Source organism: Proteinivorax tanatarense, from assembly GCF_040267685.1.
GTDB classification, from domain to species: Bacteria; Bacillota; Proteinivoracia; order Proteinivoracales; family Proteinivoracaceae; genus Proteinivorax; species Proteinivorax tanatarense.
The window spans coordinates 2,755,476-2,774,249 of record NZ_CP158367.1 but is presented as its reverse complement, the minus strand read 5'-3'; the positions used below and the strand labels follow the sequence as shown (position 1 = coordinate 2,774,249).

General features: G+C 35.9%; 13 protein-coding genes. 8 read left to right on the top strand and 5 right to left on the bottom strand.

Annotated features, from left to right (window positions below):
• Positions 1–1,211: 1,211 nt before the first annotated feature.
• Genes PRVXT_RS13500 through PRVXT_RS13490 form a run of 3 tightly spaced genes read right to left on the bottom strand, consistent with a single transcriptional unit; the run spans position 1,212 to position 5,263 of the window.
• Positions 1,212–3,089 (bottom strand): ABC transporter ATP-binding protein, encoded by a 1,878-nt coding sequence (locus tag PRVXT_RS13500; RefSeq protein WP_434064298.1) that lies wholly within the window; start codon positions 3,087–3,089, stop codon positions 1,212–1,214.
• Positions 3,086–4,810, bottom strand: a complete 1,725-nt coding sequence (locus PRVXT_RS13495) for an ABC transporter ATP-binding protein (RefSeq protein WP_350343386.1) — start codon at positions 4,808–4,810, stop codon at positions 3,086–3,088. Before PRVXT_RS13495 ends, PRVXT_RS13500 begins: the two co-directional genes overlap by 4 nt.
• A gap of 15 nt (positions 4,811–4,825) precedes the next feature.
• Positions 4,826–5,263: a MarR family winged helix-turn-helix transcriptional regulator gene (locus PRVXT_RS13490; RefSeq protein ID WP_350343385.1), complete on the bottom strand. Its 438-nt coding sequence runs from the start codon at positions 5,261–5,263 to the stop codon at positions 4,826–4,828.
• A gap of 709 nt (positions 5,264–5,972) precedes the next feature.
• Here PRVXT_RS13490 and PRVXT_RS13485 point away from each other — a divergent pair.
• Complete coding sequence (locus tag PRVXT_RS13485; protein ID WP_350343384.1) at positions 5,973–7,355, top strand: YfcC family protein; 1,383 nt, start codon at positions 5,973–5,975, stop codon at positions 7,353–7,355.
• 42 nt (positions 7,356–7,397) lie between these two features.
• On the opposite strand, the gene PRVXT_RS13480 is transcribed toward PRVXT_RS13485, so the two are convergent.
• Both PRVXT_RS13480 and PRVXT_RS13475 read right to left on the bottom strand, forming a co-directional pair.
• A complete protein-coding gene (locus PRVXT_RS13480; protein ID WP_350343383.1) occupies positions 7,398–7,880 on the bottom strand; it encodes a hypothetical protein in 483 nt (160 codons plus the stop codon).
• A gap of 243 nt (positions 7,881–8,123) precedes the next feature.
• The gene (locus PRVXT_RS13475; RefSeq protein ID WP_350343382.1) at positions 8,124–9,500 is read right to left on the bottom strand and encodes a BglG family transcription antiterminator; all 1,377 of its coding nucleotides are present in this window, start codon (positions 9,498–9,500) and stop codon (positions 8,124–8,126) included.
• Positions 9,501–9,838: 338 nt separating this feature from the next.
• Between PRVXT_RS13475 and PRVXT_RS13470 the strand changes: the two genes are divergently transcribed.
• From PRVXT_RS13470 to PRVXT_RS13440, 7 genes are all read left to right on the top strand, one after another.
• Positions 9,839–10,102 (top strand): HPr family phosphocarrier protein, encoded by a 264-nt coding sequence (locus PRVXT_RS13470; protein ID WP_350343381.1) that lies wholly within the window; start codon positions 9,839–9,841, stop codon positions 10,100–10,102.
• 14 nt (positions 10,103–10,116) lie between these two features.
• The gene (ptsP, locus tag PRVXT_RS13465) at positions 10,117–11,817 is read left to right on the top strand and encodes a phosphoenolpyruvate--protein phosphotransferase (protein ID WP_350343380.1); all 1,701 of its coding nucleotides are present in this window, start codon (positions 10,117–10,119) and stop codon (positions 11,815–11,817) included.
• Positions 11,818–11,974: 157 nt separating this feature from the next.
• Positions 11,975–13,684 (top strand): [Fe-Fe] hydrogenase large subunit C-terminal domain-containing protein, encoded by a 1,710-nt coding sequence (locus PRVXT_RS13460; RefSeq protein WP_350343379.1) that lies wholly within the window; start codon positions 11,975–11,977, stop codon positions 13,682–13,684.
• A complete protein-coding gene (locus tag PRVXT_RS13455; protein ID WP_350343378.1) occupies positions 13,685–14,854 on the top strand; it encodes a SpoIIE family protein phosphatase in 1,170 nt (389 codons plus the stop codon). It abuts the gene before it with no gap.
• 133 nt (positions 14,855–14,987) lie between these two features.
• Entirely contained in the window at positions 14,988–15,224 is a 237-nt protein-coding gene (locus PRVXT_RS13450) for a (2Fe-2S) ferredoxin domain-containing protein (protein ID WP_350343377.1), read from the top strand.
• A gap of 36 nt (positions 15,225–15,260) precedes the next feature.
• Positions 15,261–16,715, top strand: coding sequence for a 4Fe-4S dicluster domain-containing protein (locus PRVXT_RS13445; protein ID WP_350343376.1), 1,455 nt, complete (start codon positions 15,261–15,263; stop codon positions 16,713–16,715).
• A 363-nt stretch (positions 16,716–17,078) separates the two neighbouring features.
• Positions 17,079–17,756, top strand: a complete 678-nt coding sequence (locus tag PRVXT_RS13440; protein WP_350343375.1) for a Crp/Fnr family transcriptional regulator — start codon at positions 17,079–17,081, stop codon at positions 17,754–17,756.
• Positions 17,757–18,774: the final 1,018 nt, after the last annotated feature.

Genomic DNA, 18,774 nt, shown 5'->3' with positions numbered 1-18,774 from the left:
TTCATATCCGCAGGCAATGAATTACCTGCTACGGTAGGTGGCGCGCAGTTATTTCAATTATAACAACTAAGCCTATGTTTCAAACGTAGAGGGGAATTCATTCCCCGTAAGAAGTTATTGTGCTATACGTACTGAGTAAGATGCCAAAACAGTTTCCATATCCGCAGGCAATGAATTACCTGCTACGGTAGGTGGCGCGCAGCTTATCCCAGTTATAAGAACTAAGCTTATGTTTCAAACGTAGAGGGGAATTCATTCCCCGTAAGAAGTTATTGTGCTGTACGTACTGAGTAAGATGCCAAAACAGTGTTCATATCCCCAGGCAATGAATTACCTGCTACGGTAGGTGGCGCAGCTTATCCCAATTAGAACAACCAAGCTTATGTTCAAACGTAGAGGGGAATTCATTCCCCGTAAGAAGTTATTGTGCTGTACGTACTGAGTAAGATGCCAAAACAGTGTTCATATCCGCAGGCAATGAATTACCTGCTACGGTAGGTGGCGCAGCTTATCCCAATTAGAACAACCAAGCTTATGTTCAAACGTAGAGGGGAATTCATTCCCCGTAAGAAGTTATTGTGCTGTACGTACTGAGTAAGATGCCAAAACAGTGTTCATATCCGCAGGCAATGAATTACCTGCTACGGTAGGTGGCGCAGCTTATCCCAATTAGAACAACCAAGCTTATGTTCAAACGTAGAGGGGAATTCATTCCCCGTAAGAAGTTATTGTGCTGTACGTACTGAGTAAGATGCCAAAACAGTGTTCATATCCGCAGGCAATGAATTACCTGCTACGGTAGGTGGCGCAGCTTATCCCAATTAGAACAACCAAGCTTATGTTCAAACGTAGAGGGGAATTCATTCCCCGTAAGAAGTTATTGTGCTGTACGTACTGAGTAAGATGCCAAAACAGTGTTCATATCCGCAGGCAATGAATTACCTGCTACGGTAGGTGGCGCAGCTTATCCCAATTAGAACAACCAAGCTTATGTTCAAACGTAGAGGGGAATTCATTCCCCGTAAGAAGTTATTGTGCTGTACGTACTGAGTAAGATGCCAAAACAGTGTTCATATCCGCAGGCAATGAATTACCTGCTACGGTAGGTGGCACAGCTTATCCCAATTATAACAATTAAGCCTATGTTTCAAATGTAGAGGGGAATTCATTCCCCGGCTGCGAGCAAGCCTGTTTATCTATATTGTGCTTCTTTAGCCAGCTTGATCATTCATGGTCCTTTTATCAAACTGACTGTTATAAAGGTCAGCATAAAAACCTTCTTTCCCCATCAACTGTTGGTGATCTCCATGCTCTATTATTTTGCCTTTATCCATTACTAAAATCTTATCAGCGGATTGAATCGTAGAAAGCCTGTGTGCGATGACGAAGCTAGTCCTGCCTTCCATTAGTTTAGACATCGCTTTTTGAATAATTGCTTCGGTTCGCGTATCAACACTACTTGTAGCCTCATCTAATATGAGGATAGAGGGGTTTGCTAAAATTGCACGGGCGATGGTGATAAGTTGCTTTTGGCCTTGAGATATATTGGAGGCTTCTTCGTTTAATATGGTTTTATATCCGTCAGGCAAAGTGCGAATAAAGTGGTCTGCGTGAGCTGCTTTTGCAGCTTGAATAATTTCTTCATTTGTTGCTTCTAGGCGACCATAAGCAATATTATCTTCGATAGTGCCATTAAATAGCCAAGTGTCTTGCAGAACCATACCAAAGATTTGACGTAGCTTGCCACGCCTTAACTTATTTATATCCTGGTTATCTATAGTGATTTTTCCATCGTCAATATCATAAAAACGCATTAACAAGTTTACTAATGTAGTTTTCCCGGCGCCAGTAGGACCGACGATAGCGATAGTTTCACCTTGCTTGACATCCATACTTAGGTTGTTGAAAAGAATATCATTTTTGGTATACCCAAACTTAACTTGCTGAAAGGAAACTGTACCTTGCGGGCTTTTAATTTGTTGTTCTTCCTGCAAATCATCTGGTGTTTCTTCTTCTTCGTCTAAAACTTCAAACACCCTTTCCGCTGCCGCTATAGTGGATTGTAATATGTTGGCAATGCTGGCTGTTTGGGTAATGGGTTGTGTAAATTGCTTTGAGTACTGAATCAGTGCTTGAATATCTCCTATAGGCAGCATACCTCTAGTAACAAATACACCACCAGCAACACATATCATTACATAACCAATATTGTTTATAAAAGTCATAAGGGGCATTATAAGTCCGGACATAAACTGAGCTTTCCAGGCTGAGCTGTAAAGCTTATTGTTTACTTTTTCAAACTCATCGATAGCTTCTTTTTCCCTGCTAAAAGCCTTTACTATTTTATGCCCTGTAAGCATCTCTTCTACATGACCGTTTAAATCACCTAAGTTTTTTTGCTGGCCAGCAAAATATTTTCTTGACCGAGTAGTAATACCTTTGGTGACAAAAAAAGAGGCGGGTAAAATGAATAAACATACTAAAGTCATAATGGGACTAATTATAATCATCATAACTAATATTCCAATTAAAGTAACTGTAGCTGTGATTAGTTGAGTCAAACTTTGCTGGAGTGTTTGGCTAATGGTATCAACATCGTTGGTGACACGGCTAAGGATTTCTCCATGACTTTTTGAATCGAAAAAACTAAGGGGCAATTTTGAAAGCTTATTTTTAACCTCTTTGCGCATTTGATAAACAGTTTTTTGGGCTACGCTAGCCATTACATATTGTTTAGCATATCCGAAGATAAAACTAAAGATATATAATCCCCCTAAAGTTAATAAGATTCTATAAATATAAGGGAAATCAATGGTAGCGTCAGCATTGCCTTGATTGCGTTCTACTAATGTGTCAAAAAGACTAGTAGTAGCTAATCCCATTATCTTAGGTGCAACTATTATAAATGTGGTACTTAGCACTGACATAATTAAAACAACCAGCAACTGGAACTTTCTTGGTTTTAGGTAAGCAACAAGTCTAAAGAAGGTTTTTTTAAAATTCTTGGGCTTTTCAGCGTAAGTCATAGCACCGGAAAACCTACCACCCCAGACTTTCTGGGGTTTTTTGCTTTGATTTTTTCCACTCATGCAATCTCCTCCTTAGAAAGCTGAGAAAATACGATTTGCTGATAAACCTCACTATTTTCCATTAGCTGTTGGTGGGTTCCAGTTCCAGCTACCTTGCCTTGATCAAGGACAATTATTCTATTGGCATTCTTTATTGTGTTAACCCTTTGAGTGATAATTATTACCGTGGAATGTTGTATTTCTTCTTTAAGTGCTATTTGAAGTTTAGAATCGGTTTTATAATCTAAAGCGGAAAAACTATCATCAAATATATATATGTCTGGTTTTCTTACCAAAGCACGAGCAATTGATATACGTTGTTTTTGACCACCTGATAGATTTATACCCCCTTGATTTATTTCGGAATCAAAGCCTTTTTCCATATCAGTTATAAACTCAAGAGCCTGGGCTATTTGGGCGGCATCTCGCACCTCTTTTTCACTAGCGTCTTTTTTACCGTAGCGTATGTTATCCCATATATTACCTGAAAATAATAGGGCTTGTTGTGGAACATAACCTATTTTTTTTCTTAAGCTTTGCTGGTTAATATCTTTTATATCTAAACCATTTATTAGTATTTGACCGTTACTAGTGTCATAAAAGCGAAGAATTAAGTTTGCTAAGGTAGATTTTCCAGATCCAGTACTCCCAATAATGGCTGTTACCTCTCCAGGTTTTGCGCTAAAAGAGATGTTCTCAATAGCTGGTTTTTCTGCACCTGGATAATTAAATGTAACGTCTTTAAATTCTAATCCTTTTTTGCTATAGGTATTTTTTTCTGTTTTAGGGTCCTTAATTTTTGGTATAGTTTCCAATATTTCATTTACTCTACCTGCGGAGACTGTAGCTCTAGGGAGCATTACAAACATCATAGATACCATCATTAACGAAAACATGATAAACATTATATATTGCAAAAATGCCATTAAATCGCCAACCTGCATGCTGCCTGAATCAATTCTCAAACTGCCAAACCAGATTGTTAAAACAGCGGTTAGATTTAGTAGCAGTGTTAACAAGGGCATCGCTAATGCCATCAGTTTATTCACCTTTATTGCAGTAGCAGTGAGGTCGCTGTTAGCGCTGTCAAACCGTTCTTTTTCGTGGTTTATGCGATTAAAAGCTCTAATAACTCTGATTCCAGTTAAATTTTCCCGCATTACTAAATTTAGCTTATCTAGCTTGGTTTGAACTGCTTTAAAAAGGGGCAATCCCTTTTTAGCTAAAACAGTTATTGTTAAAATCACTATAGGCATTACTAAAAAAATAACTAAAGAAAGCTTAGGATCTCTAGTCAATGCCATTATTATACCCCCGAACATCATCAGTGGAGCAGTAAACATCATTCTAAGCATCATAAGTACAGCCATTTGAATTTGTGTAATATCGTTAGTAGTCCTAGTAATTAAAGAAGCAGCGCCAAATTTGTCATACTCTTTAAGAGAAAAACTTTGAACTTTGGTAAAAACAGCACTACGTAGATTTTTGCTGAAGTTGATAGCAGTTTTTGAAGCTAAATAACTAGCGCATATGGCAGAAATTGTTCCCCCTAAAGTTACTAAAATCATCAAAAACCCAATGTTCAAAATATAAGGGATGTCTCCATTTACTATACCGTTATCAACTATATCAGCCATCAAACCTGGCAAATAAAGCTGCGTAAGTGTTTGGATAAAAGTTAGGAGGATAATAAGACAGATAACAAAACGGTGGGGCATTAAAAAATTTAATATTTTAAGCAAGTAAAACTCCCCCTTTTAATTTTCTCCTTCGAAGAAATTGTAGACTTCATTTAGCAAATCTATCAGTTGATTGCTTTTACTCTGTCCTAGATACTGACACAGTCCATAAAAATGTAATCTAAACTCTTCAAAAGCGGCTGATAATTTTTCTTTTCCACTAAAAGTGATGATAAGCCGAATAGCTCTTCGGTCGCTAGAGTCGGGGCATCGTTTGACTAAATCCTGCTTAACTAAGCCATTTACAGTTTGTGTAATAGAGGGGGCAGATACTTTTAGATAGGTGCTGAGTTCGGATACTTTAACTCCATTTTCTTTATCTAGTTTTGAAATGCTTCGTAGAACCGCCATTTCACTTCGGTTTAATCCTGCAATTGGGCCGGCATGCATTTTTTGACGATGAAGTCGGATAAATGCATGCATAAGCTGGTATGAAGTATCATTTTTGTTTTCCAATATTATACCTCCTATTTAGTTAATAGCATTAATTATTAGGTGACTTAATTATACGATAAACGAAACATAATTGTCAATAAGTTTTGAAATTTCATTACAGAGTTATCATAAGAAATAATTATAATAAAAATAAAGGTTTTTTATACTTGGGATAGAATAGTTGATTTAATAAGGGAAGTATGGAGATGGGTTCTCCCCGCGGGTTGCAACCCCGTCGGCCTGCCTGACTAAGGTGGGAGTTGGTTCAATTCCAACTACTTTCCTCCAAAAGGCAATTAAATAGTGTAGTCCATTCCAAATAGCATAACCAAGCCTAAGCTTTAAACGTAGAGGAGAATTCATTCCCCGGTATGTGATAAGAAGCTGTATCCAATCATTTAAAGCATGCGAAGTCCGCAGGCAATGAATTACCTGCTACGAGTGACGTAGTGTAGTCCATCCAAAATAGCATAACCAAACCTAAGCTTTAAACGTAGAGGGGAATTCATTCCCCGGTATATGATAAGAAGCTGTATTCAACCAATTAGAGCATGCGAAGTCCGCAGGCAATGAATTACCTGCTACGAGTGGCGTAGTGTAGTCCATCCAAAATAGCATAACCAAGCTTATGTTTTAAACGTAGAGGGGAAATCATTCCCCGGATTTTTTGAATTCTCCACTGTCTTTTCGGGAATAATGTTGATAAAGCATTTTGAAAGGAGTGGAGTTAATGAAAAAAATTCCTCATGTTTATGCGTTGTTGTTTATGGTTATAATCTTTGCTACAGTTCTAACTTATCTTGTTCCATCCGGTGTATATGAAAGAATAGAAGATCCTGAAACTGGTAGGACTGTAGTGGACCCTGAATCTTTTCACTATGTAGAAGCTGATCCAGTAGGGGTATTTGACACATTACAGGCAGTACAATTAGGGATAGTGGATGCAGCAAATATTGTAGCATTTATCTTTATAGTTGGGGGTGCCTTTGGAATAATTCGCGGTACCGGAGCAATTGATGCCGGATTAGGGTTAGCGGTGGATAGAATGGAAGGCAGAGAACGGTTGCTTTTTCCAGCTTTAATAATATTATTTTCCATAGGTGGAGCCACGTTTGGACTCGCGGAAGAAACCATCCCTTTTATACCTATTGCTGTACTTTTGTGTAGACGGTTAGGCTATGACGCCATGGTTGGTTTTGCGCTAGTATCTATAGGAGCTAGGCTTGGATTTTCTGCAGGGATGTTGAACCCATTTACCATAGGTGTTGCACAAGGTATAGCGGAGTTGCCGCTATTTTCTGGAATAGCTTATAGAACAATTTGGTATGTAGTACTACTTATCGTAACTATCTGGTATATAAATAGATATGCCCAGACAATAAAGAGGGATCCTGAAAAAAGTATTGTACGTGATATTGAGTTGGCCAGCTCAGATAATGCAGATGAATCTAACATCCCCGATTATGTGTCAAAGCATACTTGGGTTTTGTTGGCGGTGGTAGTAGGCTTTGTTGCTATGATTTACGGTGTGTTTGAGTTAGAGTGGTATATAAATGAAATAGCAGCTATATTTTTGGCTATCGGTATAGTTGCTGGATTAATAGGGGGACTAGGTATAAACGGCACAGCTTCTAACTTTGTCGAAGGTGCTAGAGAGCTTACATTTGGTGCGCTAGTTGTTGGCGTAGCTAGAGGTATTTTGGTAGTTTTAGAACAGGGGATGATTGTCGATACAATTATTCATGTTGCTGGAACAGGGCTACAGACTTTACCTACAGTTTTAGCTGCAAATGGTATGTTTCTTTTTCAACTAATATTAAATGTCCTTATCCCTTCCGGGAGCGGGCAGGCAGCTACTACTATGCCCATTATGGCACCGATAGCTGATATTGCAGATATATCTAGACAAACTGCAGTTTTAGCTTTTCATTATGGGGACGGATTCACAAATATTATAACCCCAACTGGAGGTACTCTGATGGCAAGTTTGGCTATTGCTAATATTCCTTATGAGCGCTATGCACGTTGGGTATTGCCGTTACTAGGCATATGGATTGTAGTTGGAATGACTGCCATAACAATAGCTACTTTAATTGACTATGGTCCCTTTTAAAAGTATATTGGCAAACAAAAAGGACAGCCTTTTGGGCTGTCCTTATTCTTCTTGGTGATTTAAATCAAGGTACATTTGGGTAATTATAAGAAAAGATAAAGGGATGGTAATTACCCGTGTCATATATAGTGGCGGAAATGATGATATTGTTCCTATAATAGCAAAAATATCTAATAAAATTAGTATAAGTAAAGTTGCAAATATTTTGAGAAAGTTATATCTCACTAATAAAATACTATCTACAATGACAGAGCTTAAACTTAAGTCAAAGCTTTCGTCATCAGCTATAAGCCAGTATACAAAAATAAAAAAGATGGAGCATGCAATAAAGATAATTAGAAGTATGTTTGCTATAAAGGGAGTTAATAACAAAATTAAGGCAACACTTAAATTCAAAAACAAAACTACTACAGCTACTGATAAAACAAAAATACCTAGTGATTTACCATAATTATTATCGGTGCTAAAAATATCTCCAATAGTATAGCGCTCTCCTTTTACTGCTTTAAGGGCTAAACTACACATGGAATAAAGAAAGATGGGTGCAATAAAAAGGTAAGGGATTAAAAAAATAAATGCTAATTCCATGGCAATCATTAAGATGAGGGTTATTGTTGTAGCGATAGCAAAGGATACAGTGATTTTAACAAAATTTCCTTTATAAGCTTCAAATCCGTCTTTTACCCAGCTTAGAACTTCATTAATAAATATCCACTCCTTATTTGCATATTTAACTTAATTATAACACAATTGGTTAATTTGTAAATATTAGGAATAATCCTGATTGCAGCTTTCTTTTATATATGGCTTCAGTTCCGATTTTAGTTTATCAATATCTGAAATGGAACAATAGGTTGTAATTATTTTCATTACTTTTTCTAAATTATAAGTAGAGCTATTGTTGTTATTTTTCTCTAACCTTTGTCGCCCCAAAACAGCTAAAAAATGCATAGTTAGATACGCTATTTCGTGTTCGGTAAAATTTATTTGATAACTTTTATTGATTAAGTTGGCAGCTTTAGAGCAAGCTTTAAATGTCTCGTGATACTTGCGCTTTATTTCAGATAACATAGGATTAGTTTGATTATTTGAGTATTTTAACCTAACTATTGTCTCTTTAAGATGGTTATATAGATTTTCTTTTAAAATGCTATCATGAGAGATGTTTGTTTTTAAACTTTTCTCTACTGATGTAATAACTTTGTCAACAACACCAGCTAATTTTTTGTCTTTTTGTGAGCCATCTTTTTTTACAGTGGCTTCAGAATATGTGTTGCCCATTAAGTGAAAGGTTATAAAGCCTATTTCATCTTCGGGAATAGTAATATTGTACCTTTTATTTAAGTTAGCAGCTAGCAACTTTGCTATTGTAAATTCTTTTGTATGGATTACCTGTCTTAGTTGATCTTTTGGCATATAGATATCTTTTTTTAATTTAATTCTTTTTATAGCCATAGCAATGTGGGTAATCAGATTTGAGAAGCCTTCATAGCTAAAGGTGATATTTAAGCTTTTTTCTACTTTATCAATTTCTTTTTTTATATAAAGCAAATCAATCTCTGGGAAATAGTCTTTAATAGTAGCTAGGTGTATTGTTATGTCGTTATCTAATTTCACCAAATAATGTTCTTTTGAAAGTGTGGATATTAGTTTGTTAATTGCTTTTGTGAAATCATCATCATTTCCACTGATCATGACTCCTTGACCTTTTTTACGGATAAGCTTAAGGTTAAAATTTTTTAACCACCCTTCAATCTCTATTAAATCGTTATAGATTGTGGTTTTACTAACATCTGTTAAAAGGCCTAACTTAAACATTGTTATTGGAGTATCAGCCTTTAATATGTTGAAAAGTATAATTTGATGTCTTTCAGTGGGGGAAAGGATGTAACTATCTATTTGATTATTTAAGCTTTTTTTTAGGTTGATTAACCCAAACTGTGAAAGGTTCAAGCCAATTCCTTTGTTAGGAACTTTATTGAGATTAGGAAAGTTATTGTTATTTAACCAATCGTCAATAGATTTTATGTCATATTGTATTGTTCTTTTGCTTACGTTGAACTTATTGCTTATTTGGGTCAGGGTTACATACTGATTTTGGCTAAGCAAATACCATAGTATTTGGGTTTTTCGGTTATCCAACACGGTGTTCACTCCTTTGCCATATTTACCGCATGTTAATCGGGTAAGCCCCTTAAATTAATAAAATGTGTAGCATCTAAGATAGTAGATTAGCTAGTGAAACTAACTATAAACTACTTGATTTAGGGATGTTATTTTTTTTAGAGCCTTCTTAGGTTATTTATATCATTTAAATAGCAACAGAACAAGGCCAAAAAAGCAATAGATAGTTTAACTAAATGTGGCAATAGTTTGAACGGAAAAAGGTTATTATAAAAGGAGCAAAAGTGGCTTACGTAGAAATATTAAACTAATAATAAGATGAGGATTGTCTCATCAACCATTAAAGGAGGAATATATAAATGCAAGAAATTAAAGTAAAAGTAATAAATGAAAGTGGTTTACACGCTCGACCTGCCTCACTTTTTGTAAAGGAAGCTGGAAAGTTTGAGGCAGAGATAACGGTAGTAAAAGATGATAAAGAAGTAAATGCAAAAAGTATAATGGGCATTATGTCTTTAGGAGCAGGAAAAGGGTCAGAACTTACAATAAAAGCTGATGGGGATGACGAAAAAGAGGCTTTAAACGCTTTAAAGGAACTTATAGATAAAAAATTTGGTGAATAGGTGGTGTAAAGCATATGTATGCAGCATCCCAAGGTATAGCTATTGCTAAAGTATTGGTATACAGCAAAGGGGATTTAACTGTAAAAGAAAAATTTATCGAAAATGTAGAGGTGGAACAACAAAGGTTTGAAAATGCTGTTTTTAAGGCTCAAAGAGAAATAGAGGAAATTAAAGAGGACACGGAAAATAAAATGGGGAAAGAAAGCGCTGATATATTTGGTGCTCATCTTTTAGTGTTAAATGATCCTGAGCTTATAAAGGCTGTAAAAGATAAGATTAACGATAGCAAGGTGAGCGCCGAATTCGCACTAAAATCCACTGTAGACAACTTTGTTGCTATTTTTGAAACCATGGAAGATGAGTATATGAAAGAAAGAGCTGCCGATATTAAAGATGTTTCTAATAGGGTTTTAGGGCACCTTTTAGGGGTTAGCAACCAGAATTTGAGCAACTTGTCCGAAAAAGTTATAATAGTTGCCGATGATTTAGCACCATCGGACACTGCTTCTATGGACAAGGAAAAAGTATCAGGTTTTATCACAAACGTAGGAGGGAGCACATCCCACACTGCTATTATGGCTAGAAATCTTGAAATACCAGCTATTGTTGGGGCCGTAGATATTACTGATAAAGTAAAAAACGGTGATGTTTTAATTTTAGATGCGGTAGGTTGCAAGGTTGTTGTAAATCCTAGTCAGGATCAAATTGAGGAATATAAACTGAAGCAAAAACAGTTTATAGAAGAAAAGAGAAAGTTAAATAAATATATCGATCAGCAGTCCAAAACTAAAGATGGGCTTGTAGTTGAGTTGGCTGCCAATATAGGATCTCCTCAGGATATGGAGCATGTTTTAGCAAATGGTGCAGAAGGGATAGGGTTATATCGGACGGAGTTTTTATATATGGATAGAGATGTATCTCCCACAGAAGATGAGCAATACGAAAGCTATAAGGAAGTTTTGGAAAAGATGGGGGATAAGCCAGTAGTTATACGAACTTTAGATATCGGTGGTGATAAAGAAATACCATATCTAAACATGCCCAAAGAAATGAACCCTTTTCTAGGATATAGGGCGTTAAGAATATGTTTAGATAACATAAGTATGTTTAAGACTCAACTTAGAGCACTTTTAAGGGCTAGTAAATTCGGCAATTTAAAGGTAATGTACCCAATGGTCTCATCATTAGAAGAGATAAAAGAGGCTAACGATATTTTAGAGGAAGTTAGATGTCAGTTAAAAGCAGAAGGGATAGAGTATAGAGATTTTGAAGTGGGAATAATGATAGAGATTCCTGCAGCAGCCATAAATAGTGATGCTTTAGCTAAAGAGGTAGACTTTTTCTCTATAGGGACCAATGATCTTATTCAATATACTGTGGCTGTTGATAGAATGAACGAAAAGATTTCTCACTTGTACTCACCTTTTAATCCAGCTGTGTTGAAGTTAATAAACATGACCATTGCTAATGGCCATAAAAACAAGATCTGGACTGGTATGTGCGGAGAGGCTGCTGGTGATTTAAAGATGATACCCTTTTTACTGGGGGCGGGTTTAGATGAGTTTTCTATGAGTCCATCAGCTATATTGCCTGCGAGAGAGCTGATTTCTAAATTGACCACAAAAGAAGCAAAAGAGATTAAAGAAAAAGTGCTAAGTATGAAAACAGCAAAAGAAATAGAAGAGTATTTAGGTAATGTTATATCCAATATTTAGTTTATATTATAAAGAAGGTCTTAAACTTGAAAAGAGAGTTTAAAAGACCTTCTTTATTTTTTCTAACTGTTCTGACTTTTAAGTTATGGTTGGCTTTGTAAATAAAATAAGTTATAATATACTTAGTATGCGAAAAAAATAACAAAGGGGTGAGAGGATGAAATTTATAAGTTTTTCTGAAGATAAATGTGTTAATTGTTATAAATGTATTCGGGTATGTGAACCAAAAGCAATATCTGTTTTTGGGAATCGACAAGAAAACGATGAAATTCGCTGTATATCATGTGGTGAATGCTATGTTGCTTGCGACCGAGAGGGTTTATATATTAAGGATAAAGTAAAAGAAGTACAAAAAGCATTATCATCTGATAAAAAGGTTATAGCAAGTTTAGCTCCCTCTTTTCCTGGTGCCTTTTCTTTAAATGAAGGAAAACAAATTGTTGCTGCTTTAAAAGAGCTAGGTTTTTATGCAGTAGAAGAAACAGCAGTTGGTGCTGATATTGTAATAAATGAATATGAAAAATATACAAAAGAATCTGAACGAAAAAACTTGATTTCGACAAGTTGTCCTGCTACCAACTACTTGGTTGAAAAGTACTATCCCGAATTAAAAGAATATATGATTCCTGTAGTATCACCTATGATTGCCCATGGGAAAATGATACGCAAGAAATATGGTGAAGATGTGTATGTTGTGTTTATTGGGCCATGCATTGCAAAAAAGGTAGAGGCAAAAGAGGAGCAGTATACAGGGGTAATAGACTCTGTTCTTACCTTTGTGGAGTTAAAGAAGTGGTTTGAAGAACGATCCATAGATTTGTCCAAAGTTGATCCCATGGACTTTGATGGCAAGGGGAAGGACAAAGGGAAATTAATAGCTTGTAGGATTAAGTTATCAAAAGAGAAAAATAAAGAGTATGAAAAACTTGTTGTGACTGGTGTAGAGCGCTGTAAAGAAATATTGGAGAGTATAAAAAAAGGAGAGTTAGAGGGCCTTTTTTTGGAGATGTTATCTTGCTCTGGAGGGTGTATTGATGGAACGGGTATGCCTAAAGATGCGACAAGTTATCATGTTAGAAAAAAGCGGGTTAAGGATTATATTACTAATAGCAGTTGTAGTCAAGAAAATCAACAAAGTGAATTTGCTGGAGAAATTAATATTAATAAAAAAGAATCGGCTAAAAAGGTTGAGCAGCATGAATACTCTAATGAACAAGTTGAGGGTGTACTAAAGAGTATGGGTAAAAACAAAGTGGAGGATGAGTTAAATTGTAACGCTTGTGGTTATGGTACATGCAGAGAACTGGCAGAGTCAATTTTAAGGGGGAGTTCACATGTCAACATGTGTTTGCCTTTCATGCGTTCTAAAGCAGAGAGTCTAAAAAATGTTATTTTTGACCATAGTCCAAACGCTATTTTTATGGTTGATTTTGATTTAATAGTAAAAGAATTCAATCCTTCTTCAGAAATAACGTTTAATATAAAGGCTGATAAGATAAAAGGGCAGAGAATTGGCAACGTAATAGATGAAAGCATATTTAAAGAGGTTGTGCAAACAAAAACTAATCTTATTGGGAAAAAGATAGAGTACTCTCAATATGGCGTTATATTAATAGCCAATATTATATATCTCAAGGAAGAAAGAATACTAATGACTATAATGACAGATGTAACTTCCGCTGAAAAAAATAAAGAAGAGCTAATTAGGGTAAAAGAAAATACGTTAAATGTTGCTCAAAGTGTTATTGATAAACAAATGCGAGTTGCACAAGAAATTGCTGGTCTTTTAGGTGAAACTACAGCAGAAACAAAAGTTGCTTTAACAAAGTTAAAAGATATAGTTGTTGAGGAGCGGGGGGATGAATAGATGGATTTCTTTTTGGACTATGCTTATGACAGCATAAATAAAAAAAATGAGGAGTTGTGCGGCGATAATGTTGAAATTATAGAAAATGAAGATAACACAATAATTATATTAGCTGATGGTTTGGGAAGCGGAGTAAAGGCGAATATTTTAGCTACTATGACTACCAAAATAGCGGGCACTATGCTAAAAGGGGGAGCTAGCATTTATGAGACCATAGAAACTATCGCCAGCACATTACCGGTTTGCAGTGTGCGAAAACTAGCCTATTCAACTTTTGCGATTTTAAAGATTTCTAAAACGGGTAAGGCGCATATTGTTGAATACGACAACCCGCCGATTTTCTTTATCAGAAACGGTAGACTAGTTGAATTAAGTAAAAAAGAGAGAGTAATACACGATAAAAAAATTATAGAAAGTGAGACTCAGTTAAAAAAAGGGGATACTTTGATACTTGTAAGTGATGGTGCTATACATGCAGGAGTAGGGGGAGTGCTCAACTTAGGGTGGAAATGGGAAAATGTAGCTGAGTATGTAATTAAGCAATCAAAGATTGAAAAATGTGCTAAGGTAATATCCAAAAGGCTTATAGATACTTCAAACTTTTTATATAATCAAGAGCCAGGAGATGATACATCAGCAGTTGTGATTAAAATGCGGCAACCTGAAATTTTGCAAGTTTTTTCTGGCCCTCCGAAAAATAAAAAAGATGACTGCGAACTGGTACAGAAGTTTTTACAATCTAAAGGGAAAAAAATAGTTTGTGGAGGAACTGCAGCTAACATTATAAGTAGAGAAACTGGTGAAAAGATAAATGTTGACTTTAAGACTGGGACAGAAGATGTGCCCCCAATAGCAAAAATAGAAGGTTTAGATTTAGTTACCGAAGGGGTACTCACATTAACCAAAGTATTGAGCAATATGGAAGAATACCTGGTTGATACTCATTTAAAAGAGTCAGCTTGGAATTTAAAGTCTAAAGATGGAGCTTCGTTGTTAACAAAGATATTTATAGAAGATTGCACTCATGTTAATTTTTATGTGGGTCAGGCGATTAATCCAGCCCATCAAAACCCTGATTTGCCTAACTTAGGTATAAAAATTCAAGTTATTAAAAATATAGTTAAACAGCTAGAAAGTATGGGGAAAAAAGTTTCTATTGAATATTATTAAAATCGGTAACTCAAAAATGATATTACCCTAGGTATTTGGGGGACTTTTAAATTATTTATAAATAATGCTGTTTTACCAAGTGCTTGTGTAGTATTACAAGCGATTATTATTAAAAAGGAATGGGGGAATATTGATGAAAACCATAAATGTGTGTATTGGAAGTGCATGTCACTTAAAAGGAGCTTATGGAGTAATTAATAAGTTTGAAAAATTACTAGAGGATAAGAAGTTGGAGGATAAAGTAGAGCTTAAAGCAGCTTTTTGCCTGGGGGAATGTACAAAAGCTGTATCAGTAAAAATTGATGATGGTCCTGTACACTCTCTAACAGAAGAAAAAGTAGAAGAGTTTTTAGAAAAACAAGTTTTATAAAGGGCAGCATAGTTAAACTGGAGAGGAAGGGGTAAAATGAGAAAATTTGAAAATAAAGTTCAAGAGATGAAGTATGAGGTGCTTAAAGAAGTTTCTAAAGCTGCTTTTATGGGGGAGCTAGAGAGGAAACTTACCAATATTCCTAAAGTAATTGATCCAGGTCCAGAACCTAGGATTAGATGCTGTATTCACAAAGAAAGGGTTGTTACTTTAGAAAGAATAAAGCTTGCTTTGGGAGGGAGTGCAGAAAATAACAACAATATTGAAGTAATAGATGAAGCATGTGATGAATGTTTTGCAACTCGCTATGTTGTGACAGAAGCATGTAGGGGATGCCTAGCCCATCGTTGTATTTCTGCTTGTCCAGTAGGAGCCATAGAGTTTGTCCACCATCGGGCTAAAATAGATGGGCAGAAGTGTATAGAATGTGGCAAATGCAAGGATGTATGTCCTTACAATGCTATTGTTGACGTGATGAGGCCATGTAAGAGGGCATGTAATGTGGGAGCGCTGAGTATTAACGAAGAAAAAAAAGCTGTAATTGATGATGAAAAATGTATTCAATGTGGGGCCTGTGTATATCAATGTCCCTTTGGGGCAATAATGGATAAGTCCTATATAACTGATGTTATTAAGTTATTAAAAAAAGCCGATGGCAAAAATAAAGTTTATGCAATTATGGCACCGGCTATTTCCAGTCAGTTTACGTATGCAAGTATTGGGCAAGTAGTAACGGGTATAAAGAAGTTAGGGTTTCATGACGTAATTGAGGTGGCTTTAGGTGCTGATATGGTAGCTGTTAAGGAAACGGAAGAATATGCAGAAAACATTGAAGCTAAAGATACTATTACCAGCTCCTGTTGTCCTTCCTTTGTTCAATACATTTTAAATGAATATCCACAGCTTAAAGATAATATATCCACCATGGTTTCACCTATGATAGCAGTTTCGAGGCTTATAAAGAATTTAGACCCAGATGGAAAAGTGGTGTTTATTGGCCCTTGTACAGCTAAAAAAATGGAGATACAGCAGCCGGACCTTAAAGGTGATACAGATTTTGTGTTAACCTTTGAAGAATTGGCAGCTATGATTGATTCACAGGGGATTGAATTACAAAAGCTAGAAGAAGGGTTATTGGATAATGCTTCTTTTTATGGGAGGATATTTGCTCGTTCTGGGGGGCTTACAGAGGCAGTTAAGAATATTATTAAGGAAAAAGAGCTTGAAGTTCCTTTTAATCCCATAAGTTGTGATGGAATAGATGAATGTGATAAGACCCTAAAAAAACTTAAATTCAACCGTTGTGACAACACATTTATTGAAGGAATGGCTTGTAAGGGTGGCTGTATTGGCGGAGCTGCTTCTTTAAGTCATGGACCTAAGGATAAAAGGGAAGTAGACAAATATGGAAAACTAGCATTAGAGCCAGATACACAGTCCTCCTTAAGAGTTTTTGATGTAGAGGAGATAGATTTTCATAGAAAATTTTAATTATTTTTATAAGAGCTGCCTGATAATTAAGTAAGGCAGCTTTTTTTGCTCAATAAGCAATTTTTATCATGTTTAGACTAGCTATTACGAATAAATGTTAACTTAGAATAAGAAATATTAATGTAGAGACGGTAAAAACTTGAAAGTTAAAAGTATTGGGTGTACAGTAGGTAAATACCAGGTCAAATTTACTCTTTCTTCATTTAAGATAAGCATAAAGTCAGCTAACACTGCAGAGTAGTAAACTGTGGAAGTTTTGAGCTTTAGTAAAATGTTCTTTCATTGATGGAGTTTAATATAGTTTATTGATAAAATAAGAGTAGAAAAGTTAATTACATAATAAGGCATATTGGGGGCAAAGTGATGGAAAATGATTATAGAAAATTATTTGATAAGAAAAAACAAGAATTAATGAGGAATTTTTTTCTGGATCTAAGTCAAAAAGGCTCTATAAAGGATTACAAAAGAGGAGAGATTATAGAGTTTGTCCCTAAAAAATTTTGTATAGTGGTGGAAGGAAATGTACAGAAATCATTTTATAGTAACGATGGAGGGGAAAAGATACTATACTTATTAGCCCCAGGAGAAGTGTTTGGAGAAATAAATTATTTTGGGAACGGTGATGAGGTGTTTTATGTAACTAACATAGAGGATTCTAAAGTTTCGTTTTTAGATTATGAATTCTTAGATAAATACCTAAATGACAATCCAAAAGCACATAAGTACTTTATGCATAGTGTAGTTAGAAAGTATAGAATAATAAGGTACCAAATGACAAATATGGCCTTTAGCACAGCAACGGAAAAGTTAGCTGATACTATTTTCCGTATATATATACAAGATGGGATAGAGAAGTCAGGAGAAAGAATAATAGGTTCTACCCTAACCCATCAAAGGCTAGCTGATTTGATAGGATGCTCAAGGGTGACTGTCACTAATGAAATAAATCAGTTAAAAGCGGAGGGTATCATAGAAAGTCGTGGGAAAAAGATAATTATCACAGATTTAAAAAAATTAGATGAAAAAAGAGGAAAGATATAAACAAATAAAAAAGCCGTCAAGGCTTTTTTATTTGTTATAAGTGGAGAAAAAGAAATGTTTGCAGAATGATTATCTAGTTAGTTCATTCTTTGGTTTAAGAGGAGAGTAAAAAAGTGCAAAGAAAAATTGTCCCGCCCTAGGTGAATGTAAAAACTTGTAGAGGGGAATTCATTTTCCGTTTCGCAAAGAAATCTGTTAGGCTGATATGTTTTGAAAGTCGTATTAAAGGCTCCAATACCGCAGGCAATGAATTACCTGCTACGGTGGTGGTATGCAGGATAAACTTATATGCATGGATAACTCCGTTTCCCGGGCTAATGAGATAGATAAGAAAAACATCCCCCCGTAGAGGGGAATTCATTCCCCGTTGCGCAAAGGGATATGTGAGGCTGATATGTTTTGAGAAATCGTATCAAAGGCTCCAATACCGCAGGCAATGAATTACCTGCTACGGTGGTGGTATGTAGCATAAGTCAATATGCATGGATAACTCCGTTTCCCGGGCTAATGAGATAGATAAGAAAAACATCCCCCCGTAGAGGGGAATTCATTCCCCGTTGCGCAAAGGGATATGTGAGGTTGATATGTTTTAGAAGTCGTATCAAAGACTCCAATACCGCAGACAATGAATTGCCTGCTACGGTGGTGGTATGTAGGATAAATCTATATGCATGGATAACTCCGTTTTCCGGGCTAATGAGATAGATAAGAAAATATCCCCACTGTAGTAGAGGGGAATTCATTCCCCGTTGCGCAAAGGGATATGTGGAGGTTGATATGTTTTAGAAGTCGTATCAAAGACTCTAATACCGCAGGCAATGAATTACCTGCTACGGTGGTGGTATGTAGGATAAATCTATATGCATGGATAACTCCTTTTCCGGGCTAATGAGATAGATAAGAAAAACATCCCCCCGTAGAGGGGAATTCATTCCCCGTTGCGCAAAGAGATATGTGAGGTTGATATGTTTTAGAAGTTGTATCAAAGACTCCAATACCGCAGGCAATGAATTACCTG

What these genes read in the sequence shown, in the direction of transcription:
- PRVXT_RS13500 (WP_434064298.1), bottom strand. Translation starts at nt 3,089, where the DNA reads ATGAGTGGAAAAAATCAAAGCAAAAAACCCCAGAAAGTCTGGGGTGGT.
- PRVXT_RS13445 (WP_350343376.1), top strand. Translation starts at nt 15,261, where the DNA reads ATGAGAAAATTTGAAAATAAAGTTCAAGAGATGAAGTATGAGGTGCTT.
- PRVXT_RS13460 (WP_350343379.1), top strand. Translation starts at nt 11,975, where the DNA reads ATGAAATTTATAAGTTTTTCTGAAGATAAATGTGTTAATTGTTATAAA.
- PRVXT_RS13440 (WP_350343375.1), top strand. Translation starts at nt 17,079, where the DNA reads ATGGAAAATGATTATAGAAAATTATTTGATAAGAAAAAACAAGAATTA.
- PRVXT_RS13450 (WP_350343377.1), top strand. Translation starts at nt 14,988, where the DNA reads ATGAAAACCATAAATGTGTGTATTGGAAGTGCATGTCACTTAAAAGGA.
- PRVXT_RS13470 (WP_350343381.1), top strand. Translation starts at nt 9,839, where the DNA reads ATGCAAGAAATTAAAGTAAAAGTAATAAATGAAAGTGGTTTACACGCT.
- PRVXT_RS13485 (WP_350343384.1), top strand. Translation starts at nt 5,973, where the DNA reads ATGAAAAAAATTCCTCATGTTTATGCGTTGTTGTTTATGGTTATAATC.
- PRVXT_RS13480 (WP_350343383.1), bottom strand. Translation starts at nt 7,880, where the DNA reads ATGTGTAGTTTAGCCCTTAAAGCAGTAAAAGGAGAGCGCTATACTATT.
- ptsP (WP_350343380.1), top strand. Translation starts at nt 10,117, where the DNA reads ATGTATGCAGCATCCCAAGGTATAGCTATTGCTAAAGTATTGGTATAC.
- PRVXT_RS13455 (WP_350343378.1), top strand. Translation starts at nt 13,685, where the DNA reads ATGGATTTCTTTTTGGACTATGCTTATGACAGCATAAATAAAAAAAAT.